Origin of the sequence: Shinella sp. G-2, from assembly GCF_050172695.1 — a bacterium.
Classification (GTDB): domain Bacteria; phylum Pseudomonadota; class Alphaproteobacteria; order Rhizobiales; family Rhizobiaceae; genus Shinella.
The window spans coordinates 239,698-263,436 of record NZ_JBBEYH010000002.1; the positions used below are offsets into that span (position 1 = coordinate 239,698).

Here is a 23,739-nt window from a genome sequence, read left to right on the forward strand (position 1 = left end):
CAGGGCCTTAGGCGGCGAAAGCCGGAGGCGCGCGGCTGCGGAAGAAGGCCGGGCCGGCGCGAACCGGCGCGGCATCCTCGACAACGACAAACGCCTCCAGGGAGGCGGTTTCAAAGGGGTAGAGCAGCGCGCCGGCACCGGCGACCAGCGCCTTGCCGCCGGCATCGCCCTCCGGCATGCCCGTCTTCGCCTTGGCGACCCGCCGCTCGGCATGACCGCTTGCCGGGAAGCGGAGGTCATCGGCGGCGTTGGAGAGCGGCGACGGCGCGACGCCGCCTTCGGCGGCCGTGCGCGGATGGTCCGTATTGCCGGTTTCTTCGGGAAGGGAGAGCTGCGCGAGGAACAGCGTGAAAAGCAGCACGAGGAAGCCGACGGGTGCAAAACCCCGCGCCCACATCGTCGCTTCTCTGCCGGTCCTTGTCGTCATCTCTGTCCGTTTCGCATCTGTCCGTTTCGGCGGTAATTCCGCGCGAAGCAGCGCTTTGCAGCGGTGCGGATGCTGCGCAAGAACCACTTACCGCCCGGCAAGTCAAGGTCGCGGCGTTAACGCTTCCCTTACGCTTCGACGTTTCAGCCCTCACAATTCATGCAGCGTCACGTCGGGGCAGGCTTCCTTCGCGAGATCGCGGAGGTGCTGGTGATGGGTGAGATAGATCACCTGCCCGCCCCGCGCCATGTCGCCCATCACCCGGAGCGCATTCAGCGCGCGCCGGTCGTCGAAGGTCTCCATGATATCGTCGGCGATGAAGGGCACGATCTCGCGGCTTGCGGCGATCTCGTGATAGCCGGCGACGCGCAGCGCGAGATAGAGCTGGAAGCGCGTGCCCTTGGAGAGATCGCGCGCCAGCTTCGAGCCGCCGGATGCCGCATTGACGACGAGGAATTCGCTGTCCTTTTCCAGCACCGTCGAGAGCCCGGCATATTCACCGCCGGTAATGTCGTGGAAGGTCTTCGAGGCGCGCTCCATCATCGCGCTGCGGTGGCGTTCGCGGTAGAGCCGCAGCGCCTGCTCGGCGGCCAGAATGCCGGCACGCGTGGCGAGATAGCGCCGCGAGCGTTCCGCAAGCTCGACCAGCGCCGTGCGCCGCCGCTCCTCCAGCACCGCCGCCGCGTCGCTGCCGGCAATCTTGGCCAGCGCCTCCTCGGCCCGCGCGCGGGAAAGATGATGTTCCTCCACCGTGCGATCCAGCCCGTCGAGACGCGCCGCAAGGTCCCGCCTTTCGGCGGCAAGCTGGTCCTCGTCGACGGCGGCAAGCAGCGCCTCGGCCTCGTCGGGCGTCTCCACCCGCATCTGCTGCACGAGGTCGCGCGCGACGTCCTCGACCCGGCCGAGGCAGTCGTCCCGCTTGCGGTAGGCTTCCAGCAGCAGTTCCGCCTCACCGAGCGTATCGCAGCCGAGGAAGGCGAAGATCTCCTGCTGGCGCGCGGCAAGCACGGTGCGCCGCTCTTCCAGCGCCCCTTCCTCCTCGTCAAGCCGGGCCAGCGCCTTTGCGATGGCCTCGCCCCGCTCGCGGATCGCCTTTGCCGCATCGAGGCGGCGACCGAGGCTTTCGACCGTCGATAGCGGCGCATCCGCGTCGAAGGCTTCGCCGAGCCGGTCGGCAAGGCGGCTTGCATGGCCCGCATAGTCCTGCTGGTCGCGGCGCATGGCGGCGATGCGGTGCTCCAGTTCGCCGCGCCGCTCGACGGTCTGGGCGAGCGCCTGCAGGACGGGAAGCACCGCGGCAAGCCGCTCCGGTTCGCCCGGCGCCGCATCCGTCGCCAGCCACGTGCCGGCAATGGCCCGGTGCCAGGTTTCCTGCCATGCCGTCAGCGCCGCCGCCGTCTCTTCCGCCGTCTTCCGGCGCGTTTCGGCATCGCGCTCCGCCCGGGCAAGGCCCTCGGCGGCGGCAAGTCGCGCGGCGCGCGCCGTCTTCAGGGCCTCCAGCCGGTCTTCCGCCAGGAACAGGGTTTCCTCGAAGGCCCTGCCCTCGACGTCCGGAATGAAAAGAGAAAGACGCGAGGCAAGGCCGTCCGCGTCCTTTTCGACCAGATCGTTTTCGGCCGCCTGCCGGGCGAGATCATCGGCCGCCGCCAGCGCCTCGGTCCGCCGATCGAGCCAGAGGGAAATGTCGGATAGCGACGTCTCCTCCGGCAAGGCAAAGCGGCTTGCAAGCGTGGAGACCTCGGTATCGGCGGCCGCCCGCGCGGCTTCCAGCCGTACGCCGTCCCTGTCGAGACCCTCACGCCGCGCCCGGCCCTCGGCCAGCGTGCGCTCCAGCAACCGCATTTCCGACAGGCGGTCGGCATTGCGCAGGCGCGCATCCATGGCGCGGTCGTCGGCCTGCATGGCGGCCTCGAAGGCGGCGGCCGTCGCGCGGTCGAGGCGGGCAAGATGGGTCTGCCAGGCTTCGGACCGGGCGGTGCGCAGGTGCCCCGCCTCTTCCTCGCCCGCAGCCCCCGTCGCCCTTTGCAGGGCGGCAAGGCTCGCGGCGGCGATGGCGATATCCCGCTCCAGCGTGTCCACCTGTTCCCGGTGGCGGCGGAGCGCGTCATCGGCGGCCGCGTGCCGGCTGCGAAGGTTTTCCAGATCCGCTGCCGCCGGCACCGCCAGCGCCTGAAGCGCCGCCGGCGTGCCCGTCCAGGGCGCAAGGCGCGTGAAGGCGCGCTCGCTCTCCTGCCGGGCCAGCGCCACGCGGCGGCGGGCTTCGCGCAGGCGCGCCGGAAGATCGCTGGACCTGATGGCCTTGAGGACCGCGCCAAGCGTCGCCTGCGCTTCCTCTTCGCTGCGGATATCGTCATCGGCGGCCGTGCCGCCCTTGCTGCCGGCGGCCGCCAGGATCCGTTCCGCCTCGGCCTGTTCGCGCAGCGCCGTCTGCGACCGCTCGGTCAGGGCCGCGCGCTGCGACAGGAGCCCGGTGAGCGTGTCGGCAAGGCCCGGCGGCAGCAGCAGGCCGGCCGGATCGGTCTCCGGCGGAAGGCCAAGCGTCGCGAGGCTGGCGGCGACGGTCGCGGCAAGCCGCGCGTGATCGGCCTCGCGGTGCGACAGGTCCATCGCCGCCGTGCGGAAGCGCGCTTCGAGCGCCGAACCGGCGAGCGCCGCGATATCGGCTTGCGCCGCCAGCACGGCCTCGTCCTCGAAAAGGCCGTCCCGCTCGTCCGCATGGCGCGCGCGTTCCGTGGCGACGCGTGCGGCCCTGGCGGCAATCTCCGCCTCCTCGCGGGCGAGGTCGCCGAGAAGGACGCGCCAGGCGGTCGGCGGCGACGGGCCGAGGTCGAAGGCGGCAAGCTCCGCCCGGAAGGTGCGCAGGCGATGGAGATAGGGCAGCGCGGAAAGGCTGCGCTCGATCTGCGCCAAGGTGGCGCGCGCGGCGCTGCGGGCCGCGATCGCCTCCTGATGATGCCCGGCCGCCGCGTCGCGCTCGCGCACCAGCGCGCCGTAGTCGCGGGCGGCGACATCGAGCGCCTTGCGCTCGGCGGCAAGCGTCTCGATCTCCCCCTTCAGCGTGGACAGGCCATGCTTGCGGCCGGTGGGGCGGTAGAAATCGTCGGCTTCGGCCTTCAGCGCCGCAAGGCCGGAGGCCATGTCGGACAGGCCGGAACTGGCGGAAAAGAGCATGGCGCCAAGCTCGCCCTCGCTCTTGAGAATATCCTCGCCGCCCTTCTCGATGCTCTCGTCGTCGAGCGAGAACATGGTGCGATAGGCATTGCGATCCATGCCGCCGAGCACGGAACCGAAGAGCGCCTCGGGCAGCGGCCGGTCGTCGGCGGCGACGAGCGAGGCCTGGTTGCGCTTCAGCCGGTAGGCCTCGTGCCGCTCGGCGCCGATGGTCAGCGCGCCGCCGACCCGCATCAGCGCGTAAGGGTGCAGGAAGCCGTAGGCGCTCGATTTCTCGATGCCGAAGAGAAGATCGAGATAGGCGGAAAACAGCGTCGACTTGCCGGCCTCGTTCGGCCCGTAGACGAGGTGGAAATCCGGCCGGCCCGGCCGCGCCGCGCCGAAATCGAGGCTGCGGTCGGTGAACTTGCCGTAACGGACGAGATCGAGGCGATCGAGGCGCATGCGCTTACGTCCTCTCGCCGAGACGGGCGAGCACCGCGGCGGCCCCCGCTTCGGAAAGGTCGGCAAGCAGGGCCTCCTCCGCCGCCTCGTCGGCGGCGAGCAAGCTGCGCGCCTCCTTCGGCAACTGGCGCAGGAGATCGGCCAGCGTCTCGCGCAGATCAGCGCGATAGGCATGGTTCTCCAGCACGTCCGCGCGCATCAGGCGGTCGAGCTCGGCGAGCGGGCCGGCATCGGCCCCGTCGGCGGCGGCCGGCGGCGTGACGGCGAGGTCCACGGCCTCGATCCAGCATTCGCCGAGCGAGGCGGCAAGGTTCTGCAATTCGCCGAGAAGCAGGTCCTCGTCGCGGCGCAGGCGCCAGGCCAGCGGCGTCGCGCCGGAAAGCGTCAGCCGCGCGACGAGATGGGCGCCGCCCGCCGCGCCCCTCGCCTCGGCCAGCACGTCTTCGGCCGCGGCGAGCATGCCGGGCCAGTCCTCGATACCGGAGAGATCGACGGCAAGGCGCTCGAAGATGGCCACGGCGACCGGATGCACCGCGCAGGTGATGATGCCGTCCTCGGCGACCGTCGCGAGCGTGATGCCCTTCGGCCCGCCTTCGTTGATGTCGCGGCCCTGCGGGTTGCCGGGCATGACGATCCAGGGTTTTTCCAGATGCACCCGCCGCTGATGGATATGGCCGAGCGCCCAATAGTCGAAGCCATGCGCCGCAAGATCGGAAAGGCCGACGGGCGCATAGGGATCGTGCCGGCTGGCGCCGGCAAGGCTGGTGTGCATCAGGCCGATATTGACGGCATCGGGCACCGGCGCGCGATAGGTCGGCAGCAGCGAGGCCGGGGCATGGGGATTGGCGAAGCTGACGCCGTGTACATGGACCTCGCGGCCATTTGCCAGCGCGCCCGCCTTCACCGGTTTGCCGCGCCCGTCGAAAACATGCACGTTGGGCGGAAAGGTCAGTTCCCGGGTAATCTGCGACTGCGCATCGTGGTTGCCGCGAATGAGGAAGACGCGGATGTCGGCGGCCTCCAGCCGGCGCATCTGCCCCATCAGGAACAGCGCCGTCGCCATGGAGGTCTGCGATCCGTCATAGAGGTCGCCCGCGACGATGACCGCATCCACCCGTTCGGCGATGGCAAGGTCGACGATGCGCTCCAGCGCCTTGCGCGTCGCCCCGCGCACGAGATCGCCGAGGTCGGCATTGCGCAGAGCAAGCGAGGCGAGCGGCGAATCGAGATGCAGGTCGGCCGTATGGAGGAAGCGGAAAGGCATGGCCGGACAATCGCCTCCGCCTTCCCCCGGGTCAATGCTTGCGGCACCGGCCGGCAAGTTATGCAGGAAGAAATCCACCCCCGCCGGGAAAGCCGCCGTTGCCCGCCGTGCCGAACCACGGCTGCGGCAGGAGGCGAGCCGGACACCGCCTCTCACGCAGCGCGGGCATTCCTTCGGCATCGGTGCAGGCAAAAAAGAGGCGCGACCCGCTCCAGCAAACCGCGCCCTAAGCCCGGGGCCATCCCGGAGCCCGAACTATAGCGCGCCACGATTAGTCATACGAATGAAAACCGCATCGCCCCCGATTTGTTCATCGCGGGACAATAAAACCGCAACGGGTCGTCTGCATTCATGCCACGCCATGAACACGACCGCCCTATCCTTGTCCGTCGGACAGCTCCATGACCTGAAACGCCAATTGCAGTTGGCCATGCTGCAGGATCGCACCGCCGCTGTCGCCGCCTATACCGCCGCCATCGAACAGGTGACGAGCGCCATCGCCGCCTTCCAGAGCAACGACGACGTGCGCGGCCTCGTTCTCATGAACGCCGCCGCAGAGGCGCTGGGCGACCTGTCTTGACTCCGTTCCCCGACAGGAACATAAAGCGAACATCATGCAGCAGAAGACGGAATGGCTCGAACTGGAAAGCCTTTTGGGCGGCGCCTGCGCGACCTTCGATACGCTTGCGTCCTATCTTCAGCTCGGCGGCAAGTGCAAGACGTGCCGGCACATCGTGCCGATCGACCGGCACGCGCTGGCGCGCCGGTTCGGCAGGGATCGGCCTCTTGCCGGGCTGGAGCCGAAGCTGAAATGCACGGCCTGCGACAGGAGAGGCGACAGCGTGTTCGTCGTCGCGAAGCTTCCGCGATAGGGTTTCAGTATTAAGATTTCAGGGGGCAATCGCGCCGATCCCGGCCGGGATCGCTAACACGCATAATAGAGATTGACGTCTTTGCCGCTGTGCTTGTCGCAGAACTGCGAAGCGGATTTCTCGTCCTTGAAATAGACGACCACCGAGAATGTGTTCTTTCCCGCCGGCTCCAGCTTGAAAAGGGCGGAGCCGGATATCTCCTTATACTTCTCCTTGAAGCCGTCGAGCATCGTTCCGGCATAATATTCGCCGTAATAGGGAACGCCGATCTCCCGACGCACCATCGACTTGAGCGCCTCATCGACGGCGGCGCCTGCCGGCTCTGCTTCTATCGACGCGGATTCAACGCCGTTCGCCTTTGCGAGGGCCGGCGTCAGAACGATGGCGTCGATCAGGGACGAACTGTCCCAGGGGATCTGCCGCCGCGATGTCGCCTCGATGACATCCCGGCGGACATGGGTCATCGTCGTCATGATGTCCAGGCCCGGCTCGCCAAGCCGCCGGATCAGGGCGGATGCAAAGGGGCTGTTGCGTTCGCCCGCACCGTCATAGGCAACGTTTCCGGGCTGGGTGGAATAGGAGATCAACGTGCCGAGACCCGTCTCGATCTTGGCAAGCCCCCGGGTGATTTCGACGTTTCTCGTCTTCCCGGCCTTCGAGAGAAGCCCCTGGAAGGGATTGTTCCGGCAGGCATCGATGAAGATGATGCTGGCCTTCGCATTCCGCTCCATCGCGGAGATGATCGTATCCATCGGGATCGTATCGAAATCCAGATCTTCCTGGCTTTGCAGCGCGGAATCGACGGGAAGAAGATAATTCCGCCCGGACACCTGAATGCCATGCCCGGCATAGAACATGAGGGCAATATCCGCATCTGGCGTCTTGTCCAGGAACGTTCGAACGACCTCCCGCATCCCGCGATAATCGAGGTCCACGCCCAGGGTCACATCGAATCCCAGGCCCAGAAGCTTTTGGCTGATATCGGCGGCGTCGTTCGCCGGGTTGCTCAGGAAGGAAATCGATGTGTAGGCCGAGTTTCCGACAACCAGCGCAACACGTTTTTCGGCCCGGGCCGGCGAGAAGAAGGCGAGCGCCAGAAACACAAAGACAGCAACCATTGCCCGCATTGCCCGCTCCATCGCCCGTTTCCGGCCATCTTATCCAAGACAATACGAAAATACAGGCCTTTATAGTCGGGATAGTCGGCTGCCGGCCTGCCCGCGGATGTCGCTCCCGGCACGGTCTGTCTTTTAGCCGGATTGGCGGCCGGATTGGCGGCCGGGTTGGCGGCCGGGTTGGCGGCCGAGTTGGCGACCATCCCCCTGCCCCGGTCGATTGGTCACAAAGAGCGAACGAAGGACCCAAAGTGGTCCTTTTTTTGTGGATGCAATGTGGCAGGGAATATGTATAATTTCCTCAGGACGAGTATAAGGAACTCCAGAGGCTCTTGGCACGATTCATCAGCGTGCTAGATTGGTCGCTATAGATGAACGATTCAGCCGCTCGCGTAACCCTCAGGGTTTCCGGGCGCGTCGCCTTTTTCGCCCGTTCAAATCATCAATATTTCTGATCAAATTGAGCAAAAATCCTTCTGGATCATTTGACATGGTCCCTCATAATACCTATATTCCACCTCATGACTAGCACGATAGAAATCTCCCAAGGCATGTTCAAACTCTACCATCAGGTGAGTCGCCTGGTGAACGAGTGCATGATGGACGAAGGCGTCTCGCTCGCCCGCAGCAAGTTCCTGCTTCTTCTGGAATGTCAGGGCCCGCAGCGGTCGACGGACATCGCCTGCGCCCTTGGTTTCGCACCCCGTACGGTGACGGAAGCCATCGACGGGCTCGAGCGCGACAAACTGGTCAAGCGCGAGCCCGACCCGAAGGACCGTCGCGCCAAGATCGTCTCCATCACGGATATGGGCCGGACCGTCATTTCGGCCGCCCAGCAGCCGCAACACAAGACGATCGAGGCGATCTTCAACGTCCTCACCGAGGACCAGAAGCAGCACATGAAGGAAATCATCCGCTGTCTCAGCGAGAAGACCGATGCGCTGCAACGGGAACGCGACAAGGATGCAGACGCGGCCGAAGCTCCGCCTGCCCGCTCACTTCAGGCCGTCGGCTAAGCCTGCCGGCACCGAAAACGGAAAAGGCCGGGATCGCAAGATCCCGGCCTTTTCGTTTGGGCCATCGCCCGGCGCCTCCCCGCGCGGGGAAGACGCCGGCCTTGCCCGTTACATCGCGTTGATCGGGCCGATGCCGAAGAACAGCGTCTCGCCGGAGGAATCGTCCACGCCGTCGTTGTCGGTGACGACATAGCCGTTGCCGGCGGCGTCGATGGTGAAGCCTTCCACCTTGTCGACGACATAGCCGTTATTGGCCTTGAGGTCGGGAATGAAGTCGCGGACCTCTTCCTTCTTGACGACAGGCAGATCGCCGCCGAGCTTGGCCGGCTTCAGCTCGGCCAGCGCCACGCGGTAGAGCTTCTTCAGCCTGGCCGCATCGCCGATCAGGTTGTCGCGCTCGATGATATAGGCGTGGTCGCCGTTGGCGGTGATTTCGGAGAGACCCACCCAGCCGCTCTCGGTCTTGTCGAGCGGATAGCGCACGGCGCCCCATTCCTTGTCGGAAGGCTTGTAGGAGACCAGCTTCACGAAGCCCTTCTCGTCATCGCCCCATTCGCGCTGCACGGCCATCCACAGCACCGTGTCGTCGCCTTCGCCGACGCTGGTGATGCCCTCGAAACCGAAGCGCTTCTCGCCGGCGCGCAGCTCGGCGGGAATGGCGACTTCCTTGTCGATCTCGCCCTTTTCGTTCACGTGGATGATGGCATGCGCATAGAGCTTGTCGGCATCGCCTTCATTGGCCAGCCAGAAGCCGCCCTCGCCGTCCGGCGTCAGGCCTTCGCTATCGAGCTTCTGGGCGGGCGCGCCATTGCGGGTGATGCGCAGCGCATCGACGATCTTCGCCGGCTCCGCGGTGGCGTCGATCGTGAAGATTGTCGGCTGCGAGGCGTAGAAGGAATCGTTGACGGCATAGAGCATGCCCGGCTTGTCCTTGACGGGTGCAAGGCCCGACAGCGCGCCGAAGCCGATCAGCTCGCCGTCCTTCTCGGTGGAGACGATCTGCGGATAGGCCGCCTCGCCTTCCGCGCGCTCATAGAGCATGACATGCGACCGTGCGCCGCCGTCCTCGACGAGGTCGGTCTCATTGGCGGTCACCAGCAGATTGCGGCTCGGAATGGCGACGGCGCCTTCCGGGCCGATGCCCGAGGGCAGAAGCTGGAGAAGTTCGGGCTCGGCGCCGGTGTCCCTGTAGACGCCGACGACCGAGGCGCGCTCGGCGAGCACGAAGAACAGCTTGTCGTCGCCGAAGGTCGCCGCTTCCAGGCCTTCCGGCTCGACGCCCTTCTTGTTGCGCTTGTCCGGGTAGTGGCCGATCTTGGCGATCTCGCGCTCGAAGCCGGCGCCGTTCTCATAGAGAACCTTGCCCGTCTTGTCGAAGATGGTGAAGCCGCGCGCGCCGCCCTTCCAGTCGCCTTCATTGGCGACGACGAGGCGGTTGTCGTCCAGCCACTTCACGGCATCGGGTTCGCGGGCGACGTCTTCGACCTTGCCGGTGAACTTCAGCGCGCCGTCCTTCTTGGTGTCGACGCCCTCGAGGCTGACCGTGCCGGCGGAGAAGTGGGTCTTCACCGTGCCCGTCCTGCCGTCGACGATGACGATATGGTTGTTTTCCTGCAGCGTCAGCGCGACTTCGTCGAGGCCGTTGAAGGAAACGAATTCCGGTTCCGGATCGTCGCCGGCGACATCGGCAAGGCCCGTCAGCGTGACATGTTTGATCAAGCCGCAATCGACGACGCCGTCCTTCAGCGACAGGAGCACGAGATCGCCGGCCGGCAGCTGCGGAAGGTCGCCGTCATTGACCTCCTCGTCGCGCTCGTTCTCGATGGCGATCGCCGCAAGCGTCCTGTCCTTGTTGAGGGCGATGGAATCCGGCTGGCCGCCGAGGTCGCAGGTGGCATCGACCTTGCGGGACGCGACATCGACCTGGGCGAGCAGGCCCGAGGGCTTCACGAAGCTCTCGCGGGTGTTGATGGCGACGAGCGCCTTGCCGGCCGCCATGGTGACCGAGGTCGGCTCGCCGTCGAAGGCGAGCGAACCGCCGGCCTTCGGGGCCTTGGCGTCGGTGATGTCGATGAAGCCGATGGCCTTGTTCGGGCTGTCGGAATAGATGAGCGTGTTGCCGTCCTCGGAGGCGGCGATGATCTCGGCCGAGGTCGGCGTCGCCTTGTCGGTGCCCTCGGGCAGGTTGCCGGCGACGGCGAAGGACGCAATGCGATTGAATACGGGCTCGGCGCTGGCGGCAGGGGCCACCGATGCGGCGAGAACCGCTGCCAGGGCAGCGGTGAGCGAACGGGTCTTCATGAAATCCTCCGGAATCCGGTCAAAAGGAACCCGGCGGTTCTCGTGTCTTCGTGTTACAGGCGGATGACAGTCTCCGCCCGGCGCCAACTCCATCCCGCAAATAAAAAGGGTCCGGACAAGCCGGACCCCTACCCTGAAATTCAGGATCGGCGGCGGAGTGGTCACCGCCTGCCCCGACAGCGTCGCACGCCGGTGAAGGACGCGAAGGCGCTGGGAAGCGTCAGATGCTGCAGGACCCGCGCGCCGTTTCCGGCCCGGGGTCTTGCGGCGTATCGGATCAGCCGTTGACGGCGTCCTTCAGGCCCTTGCCGGCCGAGAACTTCGGCACGTTGCGAGCCGGGATCTCGATCTCGGCGCCGGTCGAAAGGTTGCGGCCCTTCGAGGCTTCACGGCGCGATACGGAGAAATTGCCGAAACCGACGAGACGAACGTCGCCACCGTTCTTGAGTTCGCCCTGGATCGTCTCGAAAACGGCGTCGACAGCAGAGGCTGCGTCCGTCTTGGAGAGGCCGGACTTCTCAGCGACCGCGGATACGAGTTCATTCTTGTTCATGTTTCCACCCCTTTCTTACGGTTTGAAACGACTCATACAAGTCGGGGGCAGAATACGCATCGCCCCTCTCCCCGCAAGAATATTTCGCGGCAATCCCCTGAGAATCCGGCGTTTACACACCCTTTTCAACGAAAAAGACCGGCCCAGAGGCCGGTCTTTTCCCGTTTTCCGTCAAAATGCCCGGCGCGTGGCCCGGCCTTGCGGCTCAATGCGCGATGGCGCCGGTGGCGTCGTCGGTCGATTCGACCGGCGGAACCTTGGCCGCCTCGGCCGTTCCGTCCCATTCGATCGGCTCGGGCTTGCGCAGCAGCGCATGCTCGATCACCTCGCCCATGCGGGACACCGGAACGATCTCCATGCTGTTCTTCACATTGTCCGGAATGTCCGCCAGGTCCTTGGCGTTCTCTTCCGGGATCAGCACCTTCTTGATGCCGCCGCGAAGCGCCGCGAGCAGCTTTTCCTTCAGCCCGCCGATCGGCAGCACCCGGCCGCGCAGCGTCACTTCGCCCGTCATCGCGATATCCTTCGAGACCGGGATGCCGGTCATGATGGAGACGATGGCGGTCGCCATGGCGATACCGGCGGACGGACCGTCCTTCGGCGTCGCGCCTTCCGGCACGTGCACGTGGATGTCGGTCTTGTCGAAGCGCGGCGGCTCGATGCCGAAATCGACAGCGCGCGAGCGGACATAGGAGGCCGCCGCCGAGATCGATTCCTTCATCACGTCGCGCAGGTTGCCCGTGACCGTCATGCGGCCCTTGCCACCCGGCAGGCTGACGCCTTCGATGGTGAGCAGTTCGCCGCCGACTTCCGTCCAGGCCAGACCCGTGACGACGCCGACCTGATCCTCGCGCTCGGCTTCGCCGTGGCGGAAGCGCGGAACGCCGAGGAAGTCATGGATGTTGTCCGCCGTGACCTCGACCTTCTTCGACTTGCCCTTGATGATCTCGGTGACCGCCTTGCGGGCGAGCTTCATCAGTTCACGCTCGAAGTTACGAACGCCCGCTTCGCGGGTGTACTGCTGGATGACCGCCATCAGCGCGCCGTCGGTGACCGAGAATTCCTTCGGCTGCAGCGCGTGGTCGCGGATCGCCTTGGGCAGCAGGTGCCGTTTGGCGATTTCCAGCTTCTCTTCTTCCGTGTAGCCGGCGATGCGGATCACTTCCATGCGGTCCATCAGGGGCGCGGGAATGTTCAGCGTGTTCGCCGTCGTCACGAACATGACGTTGGACAGGTCGTATTCGACTTCCAGGTAGTGGTCCATGAAGGTCGAGTTCTGTTCCGGATCCAGCACCTCGAGCAGGGCCGAAGACGGGTCGCCGCGGAAGTCCATGCCCATCTTGTCGATCTCGTCGAGCAGGAAGAGCGGGTTGGACTTCTTCGCCTTCTTCATCGACTGGATGACCTTGCCGGGCATCGAGCCGATATAGGTGCGGCGGTGACCGCGGATCTCGGCCTCGTCACGCACGCCGCCCAGCGCCATGCGGATATATTCGCGGCCGGTCGCCTTGGCGATCGAGCGGGCGAGCGAGGTCTTGCCGACGCCCGGAGGGCCGACGAGGCACAGGATCGGACCCTTGATCTTGGTCGAGCGGGCCTGCACGGCGAGATATTCGACGATGCGCTCCTTGACCTTGTCGAGGCCGAAATGATCCTCGTCGAGGATCTTCTCCGCGGCGTTGAGGTCGGTCTTGATCTTCGACTTCTTGCCCCACGGAATACCCGTCAGCCAGTCGAGATAGTTGCGCACGACGGTGGCTTCCGCCGACATCGGGCTCATCTGGCGCAGCTTCTTCAGCTCGGCATCCGCCTTCTCGCGGGCTTCCTTGGAAAGCTTGGCCTTGGCGATCTTCTCTTCCAGTTCGGCCATCTCGTCGCGGCCGTCCTCGCCGTCGCCGAGCTCCTTCTGGATCGCCTTCATCTGTTCGTTGAGGTAGTATTCGCGCTGGGTCTTCTCCATCTGGCGCTTGACGCGCGAGCGGATGCGCTTCTCCACCTGGAGAACCGAGATCTCACCTTCCATGAAGCCGAGCGCCTTTTCCAGGCGCAGCTTGACGCTGGTCGTCTCGAGCATTTCCTGCTTCTCGACGATCTTGATGGACAGGTGCGAGGCGACCGTGTCGGCGAGCTTCGAGTAGTCCTCGATCTGGCTCGCGGCACCGACGACTTCGGGCGAAATCTTCTTGTTGAGCTTCACGTAGTTCTCGAACTCGGAGACGACCGAGCGCGACAGCGCCTCGATCTCGACCGGGTCCTCTTCCGGCTCGGCCAGCACATGGGCCATCGCCTCGTAGAACTCCTCGCGATCGGTGTAGCCGTCGATCTCCGCACGGGCGCGGCCCTCGACCAGAACCTTGACGGTGCCGTCGGGCAGCTTCAGCAACTGGAGGACATTGGCGACGGTGCCGATGCGGTAGATGGCGTCGGTCTCCGGATCGTCGTCGGAAGCGTTGATCTGGGTGGCAAGCATGATCTGCTTGTCAGTGCCCATGACCTCTTCCAGCGCGCGGATCGACTTCTCGCGACCGACGAACAGCGGCACGATCATGTGCGGGAACACCACGATGTCGCGCAGGGGCAGGACCGGGAAGGCCGTGGAGTCGTGCGGCGCAGACGTCTTTTTCGTCATGTCATTTCCTTTCAAACGTCCCGTCTCCGGGAACCGGTCCAATCGGTGCCTGGGAAGCACCGGGCCGGCGATCTTTTCCATCCACAAGTGGCGTTCGGTTAACGCTTTTTCAAGCCCGATGCCGGTCCGCTGACAGTCCGGTGCCGGAGTGCCCCACCCCCGCATCGAACCAGACGAACCATCGTGGGAAGTCTAGTCTTCCGCGCTGTCGCGGAACTTGCGGCCTTCCCCCGGCAACCTGCCGGAGCCTACGCAAAACAGAATCGAAGTCTTCCATCTTCGCCCGCCCCGCGGCGCGACGCAACGTCCGTGCGAAGCAGACAGTGGGCCATCATGACCCTTCCGGCCGCAGCCGACCAGTCACGAAATGTCACTAGAAGACCTCAATAGCGACCTGAAACGAAAAGACCCGCCGAGGGCGGGTCCTTCCTGAACCGTTTTGCGAGCCGTCAGGCCGAAACGTTGGCCTTTTCGTCGGTGCGCTCGGAGTAGATGTAGAGCGGGCGGGCCGAGCCCTTGACCACCTCGTCGGAGATGACCACCTCGCGAACGCCTTCCAGCGTCGGCAGCTCGAACATCGTGTCGAGCAGGATCTTCTCCATGATCGAACGCAGGCCGCGGGCGCCGGTCTTGCGGACGATCGCCTTGCGGGCGATCTCGCGCAGGGCGTCCTCGTGGAAGGTCAGTTCCACGTCTTCCATCTCGAACAGGCGCTGGTACTGCTTGACGAGCGCGTTCTTCGGCTCCGACAGGATCTGGATCAGCGCGTCCTCGTCGAGGTCCTCGAGCGTCGCCAGAACCGGCAGACGGCCGATGAATTCCGGGATGAGGCCGAACTTGACCAGGTCTTCCGGCTCCAGCTCGCGCAGGACTTCGCCGACGCGGCGATCTTCCGGTGCACGCACCGTCGCGCCGAAGCCGATGGAGGTCTTCTCGCCGCGGGCGGAGATGATCTTGTCGAGACCGGCGAAGGCGCCGCCGCAGATGAACAGGATGTTCGTCGTGTCGACCTGCAGGAATTCCTGCTGCGGATGCTTGCGGCCGCCCTGCGGCGGCACGGAGGCAACCGTACCTTCCATGATCTTCAGAAGCGCCTGCTGCACGCCCTCGCCCGACACGTCACGGGTGATGGAGGGGTTGTCGGACTTGCGCGAGATCTTGTCGACTTCGTCGATATAGACGATGCCGCGCTGCGCGCGCTCGACATTGTAGTCGGCCGCCTGCAGGAGCTTGAGGATGATGTTCTCCACGTCCTCGCCGACGTAACCGGCTTCGGTCAGCGTCGTGGCGTCGGCCATGGTGAAGGGCACGTCGATGATGCGGGCCAGCGTCTGGGCAAGATAGGTCTTGCCGCAGCCCGTGGGGCCGACGAGCATGATGTTGGACTTGGCCAGTTCCACGTCCGTGCCCTTGGCGGCATGCGCCAGGCGCTTGTAGTGGTTGTGCACCGCGACCGACAGGATGCGCTTGGCCTGCTGCTGGCCGATGACATATTCGTCGAGGACCTTGATGATATCCTGGGGCGTGGGAACGCCGTCACGGGATTTCACCATCGAGGTCTTGTTCTCCTCGCGGATGATGTCCATGCACAGTTCGACGCATTCATCGCAGATGAACACCGTCGGTCCGGCAATAAGCTTGCGGACCTCGTGCTGGCTCTTGCCGCAGAAGGAGCAGTAGAGGGTATTCTTGGAGTCGCCGCCGTTGCTGCCGCTGACCTTGCTCATATCACTTTCCTTCCAGCACGCCGTTCATCCCTTGCAGGATGGCCGGACCACTCAAACCGCCTTTTTCAGATCACGCGCGCGCTCTTCAAAGGCTCCAGGGGTACTGACCGGCGGCTTAAGCCCAAACCGGTGGCAACGAATCCCCCACCGAAATACCGAATGCTAGGCCGTCACACATCAACATAGCATTAACGGCCAATATTAACGGCTTTGCCGGGCGGATAAAGCCCCGTGACCATTACAAATGTGTCACAATAGCTTCATCCGCGGCAAAAGCATGGCATCACGCCGCGTCCGGACCCTCGATCGCCTCGCGGCTCGTGATGACGCGGTCGACGAGACCCCAGTCCTTGGCTTCGTCCGCACTCATGAAATGGTCGCGGTCGAGCGTCTGTTCCACTTCCTCGTAGGTGCGGCCGCAATGCTTGACATAGACCTCGTTCAGCTTGCGCTTCATCTTGAGGATGTCCCTGGCATGGCGCTCGATGTCGGAGGCCTGGCCCTGGAAGCCGCCGGAGGGCTGGTGCACCATGATGCGGGCGTTGGGCGTCGCAAAGCGCATGTCCTTGTGGCCGGCGGCCAGGAGCAGCGAGCCCATGGAAGCGGCCTGGCCGATGCACAGCGTCGAGACGGCCGGCTTGATGAACTGCATCGTGTCGTAGATCGCCATGCCCGACGTCACCACGCCGCCCGGCGAGTTGATGTAGAGGGCGATTTCCTTCTTCGGGTTTTCGGCCTCGAGGAAGAGAAGCTGCGCGCAGACGAGCGTGGCGATATGATCCTCGACGGGACCCGTCAGGAAGATGATGCGCTCCTTCAGGAGGCGGGAATAGATGTCGTAGGAACGCTCGCCGCGGTTGGTCTGCTCGACGACCATCGGCACCAGAGCCATGGCGGTATCTACGGGATTTCTCATGTCAATCCTTCATCTCAAGTGGCCCTGAAACCCGTCGCCAAGCGTTGGGAATCAGCAAGTTTCGTCTTCCCTACATAGAGTGTCAGGGTATCGGACTTCAAGACGGCCCCGTCTTTTGCGGCGCTCTATGCGAGATTGCGGTTAACTCACGCAACGTGGGGCGGGGATTTCCACAACCCAAGTGCCGGCCAAGCGCCGGCAAGGTGAAGAAAGGGTGAATCCCGATCCCTGCCGTCCCGGCCCGTCGCCCCATCCTGCACCCGCCTTGCCTACCTTTGTCAAATGCCCGCACTATATGCCTCCCAGCGGAGGCAGTCATGATGAAACGATCCCTCGTCGCCCTCGGGCTTCTCGTCCTCACATCCACCGGCGCGCCCGCCCAGCAGGCCTCCGACACCATCGCACCCGAGCGGGCGACGGGCCTTGCGGCCGCGACGGTCGTGACCGCGAAGGACCACATGGTCGCGGCGGCCCATCCGCTGGCGGCAGCGGCCGGCGAAAAGGTCCTTACCGACGGCGGCAGCGCCATCGACGCGATGGTCGCGGTCCAGACCGTGCTCGGCCTCGTCGAACCGCAATCCTCCGGGCTCGGCGGCGGGGCTTTCCTCGTCTATTACGATGCCGCGGCAAAACGCATCGTCACGCTCGACGGGCGCGAGACCGCGCCGATGGAGGCGACGCCAAAGCTCTTCCTCGACGAGAACGGCGCGCCGCTGCAATTCTTCGACGCGGTGGTCGGCGGGCGCTCCGTCGGCACGCCCGGCACCGTCATGCTGCTGCAGGAGGCGCACAACCGCTGGGGCCGCACGCCCTGGAAGGATCTCTTCGCCCCGGCGGAAAGGCTCGCCCGCGACGGTTTTGCCGTCTCGCCGCGCCTTGCCGGGCTCATCGCGGCGGAAGGCGACCGCCTCAAGACCTTCGAGACGACCGCGTCCTATTTCTTCGATGCCGAGGGTGCGCCGCTGAAGGAAGGCGCCATCCTGAAGAACCCCGCCTATGCCGATACGCTCGCCGCCATCGCCGGGGGCGGCGCGGCGGCCTTCTACGAGGGACCGGTTGCCGAGGCTATCGTCGATACCGTGCGCATGGCCGGCCGGAATGCCGGCGTACTCTCCCTTGCCGATCTCGCCAACTACCGGGTCAAGCTGCGCCAGCCGGTCTGCGTCCCCTATCGCGCGCTCGACATCTGCGGCATGGGGCCGCCCTCCTCCGGCGCGATCGCCATCGGCCAGATGCTGGGCATGCTAGAGAATTTCGACCTCAAGGCGCTCGGCAAAGACAATCCCGAGAGCTGGCGGCTGATCGGCGATGCCCAGCGCCTCGCCTTCGCCGACCGCGAGCGCTATGTCGCCGACACCGATTTCGTGCCCGCACCCGTCAAGGGCCTCTTGGACAAGGCCTATCTCGGCGAGCGGGCGCGGCTGCTCGACGGCGGGAAGGCGCTCGGCAAGGAGGCCGTGACCGCCGGCAAGCCGGAATGGGACCATGCCTTCAACGTCGGCCGCGACGCCGCCCTCGAACTGCCCTCGACCAGCCATTTCGTCATCGTCGACAAGGACGGCAATGTCGTCTCCATGACGACGACCATCGAGAACGGCTTCGGCGCGCGGCTGATGACGGGCGGCTTCCTCCTCAACAACGAGCTGACCGACTTCTCCTTCAAGACCCATGACGATGGCCTGCCCGTCGCCAACCGCGTCGAACCCGGCAAGCGCCCGCGCTCGTCCATGTCGCCGACCATCGTGCTGAAGGACGGCCGGCCGGTGCTGGCCATCGGTTCGCCCGGCGGCAGCCAGATCATCGGCTATGTCGCGCAGGCGCTGATCGCCCATATCGACTGGGGCATGGATGTCGGCGAGATCGTCGCCATGCCCCACCTCATCAACCGCTTCGGCCCTTACGACATCGAAGCGGGCACGGCGGCGGAAAAACTCGCCGAACCGCTGAAGGCGCTCGGCTACGAGGTGAAGGCCGGCGAGATGAATTCGGGCCTGCACGCCATCGAACTTGCCGCCGACGGCCTCAAGGGCGCGGCCGATCCGCGGCGCGAGGGCGTCGCCATCGGCAAATGATCCCCTGTTGACCGGACAACGCCGCGCTTTCACGGCGCGGCGAAATCCGCTAGGTCATGGGCATCATGACGACGACGCACCTTCCCTTCCTCTCCATCGATCCCGCCAGCCGCCGCGTATCGCTCGACGGCCGCAATCCCGATTTCTACCGCGACCCGAACCCGGTCTATTCGGCGCTGCATGCGCACTGTCCCACCTTCTGGTGGGAAGAGCAGAAGATGTGGTATTTCACGGGCTACGACCATGTGAACGGGCTCCTGCGCGACCGCCGCTTCGGCCGGCAGATCCTGCATGTGGCGACGCGCGAGGAACTCGGCCTGCCGCAGCCGCAGGACCACCTGACGCATTTCGATGCGGCGGAGGCCTGGTCGCTGCTGGAGCTGGAGCCGCCGGAGCACACGCGGCTGCGCACGCTGGTCAACCGCGCCTTCGTCTCGCGCATGATCGAGCGCCTGACGCCCGAAATCACCGCGCTCTGCCACGAGGCAATCGACCGCTTCGAGACGGACGGGCGCGTCGAGCTGCTGGCCGCCTTCGCCGATATCCTGCCGGTGACGATGATCGCCCGCATGATCGGCATTCCCGACGAGATGGGGCCGCAGCTCCTGAAATGGTCGCATGCCTATGTGCGCATGTACATGTTCGGCCGCACGCGCGAGGACGAGCTTGCCGCCGACAGGGCGGCGGCGGAATTTTCCGACTATGTGCGCACCGTCATCGCCGCGCGCCGCACTGAGCCGCGCGACGACCTGCTCTCCCACATGGTGCATACCGAGCACAAGGGACAGCTGCTCACCGAGGACGAGCTGATCTCCACCACCATCGTGCTGCTGAATGCCGGCCACGAGGCGACGGTGCACCAGATCGGCAATGCCGTGCGCACCATCCTGGAAAACGGCGCGGACCCGGCCGTGCTCTTTTCCGACGCGAAGGCGACGGAACGCACGGTGGAGGAATGCCTGCGCATTTCCGCGCCGGTGCATATCTTCGACCGCTACGCGCTGGAGGATGTCGAACTCGACGGCATCCAGTTCCGCCGCGGCGACAAGGTGGCGATGATCCTCGCCGCCGCCAATCTCGATCCGAAGAAATTCTCCGATCCGCTCGCCTTCAGGCCGGATCGCGACGAGGGCGCAAACCTCTCCTTCGGCGCCGGCATCCATTTCTGCATCGGCGCGCCGCTCGCGCGGCTGGAACTGAACATCGCCCTGCCGATCCTCTTCCAGCGCCTGCCGGGCCTCAGGATCGCCAGAAAGCCCGTGGTGAAGGATGTCTATCACTTCCACGGGCTCGAGGCGCTGGAGCTTGAATGGTGACAAGCATTTCCAGCTGAAGCGATATCGCTTCAGCGTCGGACAATGCGACAGGAAAGAAGCATTTCCAGCCGAAGCGGCATCGCTTCGGCGTCAGGAATGCGGAAAACAAGACGCTGGGGGCAAATCCGGCGAACCAGCGTTCGCCGGGATTTTCCTAGAGCCGGATGACGTAGTCCTTGCGAGTCGTTTCAACGACTTCCCAGGTTCCCTTGAAGCCCGGCCTGAAGACCAGCCGGTCGCCGGCTTTCAGATCGAACGTCTCGCCTTCGTCCGAGGTCACGATGGAGCGGCCTTCGAGGATGTGGAAATATTCCCATTCGTCATACTGGATGCGCCACTTGCCCGGCGTCGACTGCCAGATGCCGGCATAGATGCCGCCGTCGGCTTCCTCGATGTTCCAGGTGGTGAAGACCGGGTCGCCCGAAATCAGCCTGTCGGCGGCCGGACGGCCGGCCTCCGGTTCGATGCCGGAAATGTCGAAATTGCGTGCATAGCTCATGATGGGTTCTTCTCATGCCTCAGGGGACTGTCAGGTGTAATTCGCCTGATCCGTCTGTCTAGGGCGGTATTGAGTTCAAGCCGAATTATCTGAGCCTTCGGGACGAACGAGCCGGTCACTAGCTGCAACACCGGGACCCGGCGGACGGGGCACACGAGGATGCGGCTTTTATCTTCTCTTCGGCCAGCCAACGGTCCCGGGGTTTGCAGCTCGCGGGCCGTGGCGTCAGCACGACGTGGAGCGCGCCGTCCTTAGCGACGGGATCTTTCGCACAGAACAACTGCATCGGCCGGGCTCCATCGCTGACTTCGAAGGTCAGCCTGGCGGCACCGTCGAGACGGACATGTTCGGAAACCTTGCGGACGATGGCGGAGAATTTTCCGGCCGTCATATGGGTCCGCTCACCCTCCTCGATATCCCATAGCTGCACGAAGATTTCCGACCACGCCTCCGGATTTGCCCCGCAGTCGAGCGCGGAGAACTGACCGGCCTTGACCTCTGTCACGTGATAGCCGGGCTTCACGGGCTTTCCGTCGTACAGGAACACCAGCGGCAGGTCCGGGGTCTTCGCGGCCTCGCCGAGCAACTCCCCAAGAGAGATATCGGTTTTGTCGGATGGGCTATTGTCGATCGCGTTCATTTGCGGCTATCCTCTATTCAATAATTCAAGGATTATTGAAATATGGACGACCGTCAAGCCCTCTCTTCCTTCGCCGCCCTTGCCCAGGAGACCCGGCTCTCCATCGTGCGCACCCTGGTCGTGGCCGGCCCCGAGGGCCTGCCCGCCGGCGCGATTGCCGAACGCATGGAGGTCTCCCCGTCCAACGTGTCGTTCCATCTCAAGGAACTCGAGCGCTCCGGGCTCATCTCCCAGCGCCGGGAGTCCCGCTCGATCGTCTACAGCGCAAGCTACGATACGCTGGCCGCGCTGGTGACATTCCTGATGGAAGACTGTTGCGCGGGACATCCCGACATTCGCGGCTCGGTCGAGCGATCCACCTGCTGCAGCCCGCGCGAAGCATAGACGCCAAGGAAGACCGCAGTGCATACGACCAAGGTTCCGGCGGGCATCGTCTCCGCCCTGGGTGTCACGCAGATCATCGGCTACGGCACGCTCTACTATTCCTTCAGCATCCTCGCCCCCGGAATGGCCCGGGATCTCGGCATCAGCCTGGAAGGGGTCTTCGCGGTCTTCTCGCTCTCGCTGTTCGTCGGCGGCCTGTCCGCGCCGTTCATCGGCAGGCGCATGGACCGGATCGGCGCGGCGACCGTGATGACGCTCGGATCCGCGCTTGCCGCCCTCACCCTGGTGCTCAGCGCCTGGTCGCCGTCCGTCCCGCTCTTCGCCCTCGCCATCGTCCTCATGGAGGTCTCCTCCGGGATGGTGCAGTACCAGGCCGCCTTCGCGACGCTGGTCGAAAGCGAACCCCGGACGGCCGCCCGCAGCATCACCTATCTGACGCTCATCGGCGGTTTTGCGTCCACCATCTTCTGGCCCATCGCCGCGACATTGACCGGATATCTCACCTGGCGGGAAATCTACCTGGTGTTCGCCGCCCTGAACCTTCTCGTCTGCATGCCCCTGCATTTCTGGATCCGGCGTGACGGACGGCGTGGCGCCGGGCGGGGCGAGACCCGGCTGCGCGAGACCGTCGTCGGCGCTCTCGCGCCGCAGGCGCGCCGCCGCGGCATGGTGCTGGTCTCCCTCGCCTTCTCGCTGTCGGGCTTCACGCTGGCCGCGACCCTTGCCCATATGGTGCCGATGCTTCGCACCATCGGCCTCGGCGGCGCGGCGGTCGCGATCGGCTCCCTGTTCGGTCCGGCGCAGGTTCTCAGCCGGCTGATCAACATGGTCTTCGGGAAGAGCCTGTCGCCGCCGGGCCTTGCGATCGTCTCCGCGGCGCTGATGGTCGCCGGTGCGGTGATTCTCGGCGTGTCGGGCGACTGGCTGCCCGGCGCCGTGGCCTTCGCCGTCTGCCTTGGCCTTGGCTCGGGCATCAACAGCATCGCGCAGGGCAGCCTGCCGCTCTATCTCTTCGGGTCAGAAGGCTATGGTGCGATCACCGGCAAGATGGCGGCGGCGCGGCTGGCGACGGGCGCCGCCGCCCCCTTTGCCTTCGCGGCCGCCATGAACCATGTCGGAACCACCCTCTCGCTGTTCGCCATCGCCGCGCTGAGCACCCTCGGCATCCTCGCCTTCGTCGCCGTCGCCGTCGCCGCTTCGGTGCGGCGTGACGGCGTTGCCTGATGGCGAGCGAACGTCTCGCGACACGGCCGACGCCTTTTCGCCCTAGATCGACTTGAGGTGGACTCGCTTTTCCAGTTCGGCCGCCTGCTCCTTCCGCTCGCTGTAGCGATCCGTCAGGTGGGCCGAAGCATCCCGTGTCAGCAGCGTGAACTTCACCAGTTCCTCGCAGACGTCGACAACGCGGTCGTAGTAGGACGACGGCTTCATCCTGCCGTCGGCGTCGAACTCCTGATAGGCCTTGGCGACGGACGACTGGTTGGGGATCGTGATCATCCGCATCCAGCGGCCGAGCACGCGCATCTGGTTCAAGGCGTTGAAGGACTGGCTCCCACCCGAGACTTCCATGATCGCCAGCGTCTTTCCCTGTGTCGGCCGGATCGATCCCAGCGACAGGGGGATCCAGTCGATCTGGGCCTTCATGATGCCCGTCATCGCGCCGTGGCGCTCGGGACTGACCCAGACCTGGCCTTCCGACCATTGCGACAGGTCGCGCAATTCCCGCACTTTCGGATGGCCGGTCGGAGCCTCGTCCGGAAGCGGCAATCCTCTCGGGTCGAACAGGCGCACCTCGCATCCCAGCTGTTCGAGGAGACGCCGAGCCTCGTGCGCCAGCAGCCGGCTGTAGGACACCTCCCGCAAGGAACCGTAGAGGATCAGGATGCGCGGCTTGTGCGTCGAAAAGGCTGGCCGCAATGCGTCGAGGTCAGGCTGGCGAAGATGCTGCGCCTGCAAGGCGGGAAAGGTCTCAGACAACGCGCTTTCCTTCCCCGTCGAGGACCTGCTCGCCGTCTTCCTTGAAGAAGGCGCCCTTGAACGTATCCGGCAGGATGTCGAGCACGGTCTCGGAGGGGCGGGCGAGCCGCGTGCCGAGGGGCGTGACGACAAAGGGACGGTTGATGAGGATCGGATCCTTCAGCATGGCGTCGAGCAGCTGGTCGTCCGTCAGCGCCGGATCGTCGAGACCCAATTGCGCATAGGGCGTGCCCTTGTCGCGGATCGCCTGGCGGACGGTCAATCCGGCGTCGGCGATCATGCTTGCCAGCCCGTCGCGCGACGGCGGCGATGTCAGATAGTCGATCACGGTCGGTTCGATGCCGGCGGCGCGGATCATCTCCAGCGTGTTGCGGGACGTGCCGCAGGCGGGGTTGTGATAGATGGTGACGTCCATG

20 protein-coding genes are annotated in these 23,739 nt (G+C 65.2%); 7 read left to right on the forward strand and 13 right to left on the reverse strand.

Features of this window, described 5'->3' with window-relative positions:
- Positions 1-7: 7 nt before the first annotated feature.
- The 3 genes from V8U06_RS05050 to V8U06_RS05060 form a co-directional block, all read right to left on the reverse strand.
- Positions 8-427 carry a hypothetical protein gene (locus V8U06_RS05050; RefSeq protein WP_427139741.1) on the reverse strand — a complete coding sequence of 140 codons (420 nt, stop codon included), beginning with the start codon at positions 425-427 and terminating at the stop codon, positions 8-10.
- Between the two features lie 150 nt (positions 428-577).
- A complete protein-coding gene (locus V8U06_RS05055; protein ID WP_427139742.1) occupies positions 578-4,042 on the reverse strand; it encodes an AAA family ATPase in 3,465 nt (1,154 codons plus the stop codon).
- 4 nt (positions 4,043-4,046) lie between these two features.
- A complete protein-coding gene (locus tag V8U06_RS05060; protein ID WP_427139743.1) occupies positions 4,047-5,306 on the reverse strand; it encodes a metallophosphoesterase family protein in 1,260 nt (419 codons plus the stop codon).
- Between the two features lie 430 nt (positions 5,307-5,736).
- Between V8U06_RS05060 and V8U06_RS05065 the strand changes: the two genes are divergently transcribed.
- Both V8U06_RS05065 and V8U06_RS05070 read left to right on the forward strand, forming a co-directional pair.
- Positions 5,737-5,886 (forward strand): hypothetical protein, encoded by a 150-nt coding sequence (locus tag V8U06_RS05065; protein ID WP_427139744.1) that lies wholly within the window; start codon positions 5,737-5,739, stop codon positions 5,884-5,886.
- A gap of 34 nt (positions 5,887-5,920) precedes the next feature.
- Entirely contained in the window at positions 5,921-6,178 is a 258-nt protein-coding gene (locus tag V8U06_RS05070; protein ID WP_427139745.1) for a hypothetical protein, read from the forward strand.
- 53 nt (positions 6,179-6,231) lie between these two features.
- On the opposite strand, the gene V8U06_RS05075 is transcribed toward V8U06_RS05070, so the two are convergent.
- On the reverse strand, positions 6,232-7,296 hold the full coding sequence (locus V8U06_RS05075) for a caspase family protein (RefSeq protein WP_427139746.1): 1,065 nt from the start codon (positions 7,294-7,296) through the stop codon (positions 6,232-6,234).
- A 548-nt stretch (positions 7,297-7,844) separates the two neighbouring features.
- Here V8U06_RS05075 and V8U06_RS05080 point away from each other — a divergent pair.
- The gene (locus tag V8U06_RS05080; RefSeq protein WP_226919587.1) at positions 7,845-8,309 is read left to right on the forward strand and encodes a MarR family winged helix-turn-helix transcriptional regulator; all 465 of its coding nucleotides are present in this window, start codon (positions 7,845-7,847) and stop codon (positions 8,307-8,309) included.
- Between the two features lie 108 nt (positions 8,310-8,417).
- On the opposite strand, the gene V8U06_RS05085 is transcribed toward V8U06_RS05080, so the two are convergent.
- The 5 genes from V8U06_RS05085 to clpP form a co-directional block, all read right to left on the reverse strand.
- Positions 8,418-10,610 (reverse strand): esterase-like activity of phytase family protein, encoded by a 2,193-nt coding sequence (locus V8U06_RS05085; RefSeq protein WP_427139747.1) that lies wholly within the window; start codon positions 10,608-10,610, stop codon positions 8,418-8,420.
- 277 nt (positions 10,611-10,887) lie between these two features.
- Positions 10,888-11,163, reverse strand: coding sequence for a DNA-binding protein HupB (hupB, locus tag V8U06_RS05090; protein WP_023516583.1), 276 nt, complete (start codon positions 11,161-11,163; stop codon positions 10,888-10,890).
- 205 nt (positions 11,164-11,368) lie between these two features.
- A complete protein-coding gene (gene lon / locus V8U06_RS05095) occupies positions 11,369-13,792 on the reverse strand; it encodes an endopeptidase La (RefSeq protein WP_427139748.1) in 2,424 nt (807 codons plus the stop codon).
- A gap of 449 nt (positions 13,793-14,241) precedes the next feature.
- Positions 14,242-15,519, reverse strand: coding sequence for an ATP-dependent Clp protease ATP-binding subunit ClpX (gene clpX, locus V8U06_RS05100; RefSeq protein WP_427139749.1), 1,278 nt, complete (start codon positions 15,517-15,519; stop codon positions 14,242-14,244).
- Between the two features lie 283 nt (positions 15,520-15,802).
- Positions 15,803-16,435 carry an ATP-dependent Clp endopeptidase proteolytic subunit ClpP gene (clpP, locus tag V8U06_RS05105; RefSeq protein ID WP_427139750.1) on the reverse strand — a complete coding sequence of 211 codons (633 nt, stop codon included), beginning with the start codon at positions 16,433-16,435 and terminating at the stop codon, positions 15,803-15,805.
- 320 nt (positions 16,436-16,755) lie between these two features.
- Here clpP and ggt point away from each other — a divergent pair, with 320 nt between their 5' ends.
- Positions 16,756-18,507: a gamma-glutamyltransferase gene (gene ggt / locus V8U06_RS05110; RefSeq protein ID WP_427139980.1), complete on the forward strand. Its 1,752-nt coding sequence runs from the start codon at positions 16,756-16,758 to the stop codon at positions 18,505-18,507.
- 65 nt (positions 18,508-18,572) lie between these two features.
- Positions 18,573-19,823, forward strand: coding sequence for a cytochrome P450 (locus V8U06_RS05115; RefSeq protein WP_427139751.1), 1,251 nt, complete (start codon positions 18,573-18,575; stop codon positions 19,821-19,823).
- A 154-nt stretch (positions 19,824-19,977) separates the two neighbouring features.
- On the opposite strand, the gene V8U06_RS05120 is transcribed toward V8U06_RS05115, so the two are convergent.
- Together V8U06_RS05120 and V8U06_RS05125 are read right to left on the reverse strand one after the other, a co-directional pair.
- Positions 19,978-20,322, reverse strand: coding sequence for a cupin domain-containing protein (locus tag V8U06_RS05120; protein ID WP_427139752.1), 345 nt, complete (start codon positions 20,320-20,322; stop codon positions 19,978-19,980).
- A 118-nt stretch (positions 20,323-20,440) separates the two neighbouring features.
- On the reverse strand, positions 20,441-20,962 hold the full coding sequence (locus V8U06_RS05125) for a DUF6428 family protein (protein WP_427139753.1): 522 nt from the start codon (positions 20,960-20,962) through the stop codon (positions 20,441-20,443).
- A 42-nt stretch (positions 20,963-21,004) separates the two neighbouring features.
- Here V8U06_RS05125 and V8U06_RS05130 point away from each other — a divergent pair, with 42 nt between their 5' ends.
- Together V8U06_RS05130 and arsK are read left to right on the forward strand one after the other, a co-directional pair.
- Positions 21,005-21,346 (forward strand): ArsR/SmtB family transcription factor, encoded by a 342-nt coding sequence (locus V8U06_RS05130; protein ID WP_427139754.1) that lies wholly within the window; start codon positions 21,005-21,007, stop codon positions 21,344-21,346.
- A gap of 18 nt (positions 21,347-21,364) precedes the next feature.
- Positions 21,365-22,570 carry an arsenite efflux MFS transporter ArsK gene (gene arsK / locus V8U06_RS05135; protein WP_427139755.1) on the forward strand — a complete coding sequence of 402 codons (1,206 nt, stop codon included), beginning with the start codon at positions 21,365-21,367 and terminating at the stop codon, positions 22,568-22,570.
- A 42-nt stretch (positions 22,571-22,612) separates the two neighbouring features.
- Here arsK and arsH read toward each other — a convergent pair whose 3' ends face one another.
- Positions 22,613-23,323, reverse strand: a complete 711-nt coding sequence (gene arsH / locus V8U06_RS05140) for an arsenical resistance protein ArsH (protein WP_427139756.1) — start codon at positions 23,321-23,323, stop codon at positions 22,613-22,615.
- Positions 23,316-23,738 (reverse strand): arsenate reductase (glutaredoxin), encoded by a 423-nt coding sequence (arsC, locus tag V8U06_RS05145; protein WP_427139757.1) that lies wholly within the window; start codon positions 23,736-23,738, stop codon positions 23,316-23,318. Before arsC ends, arsH begins: the two co-directional genes overlap by 8 nt.
- Position 23,739: the final 1 nt, after the last annotated feature.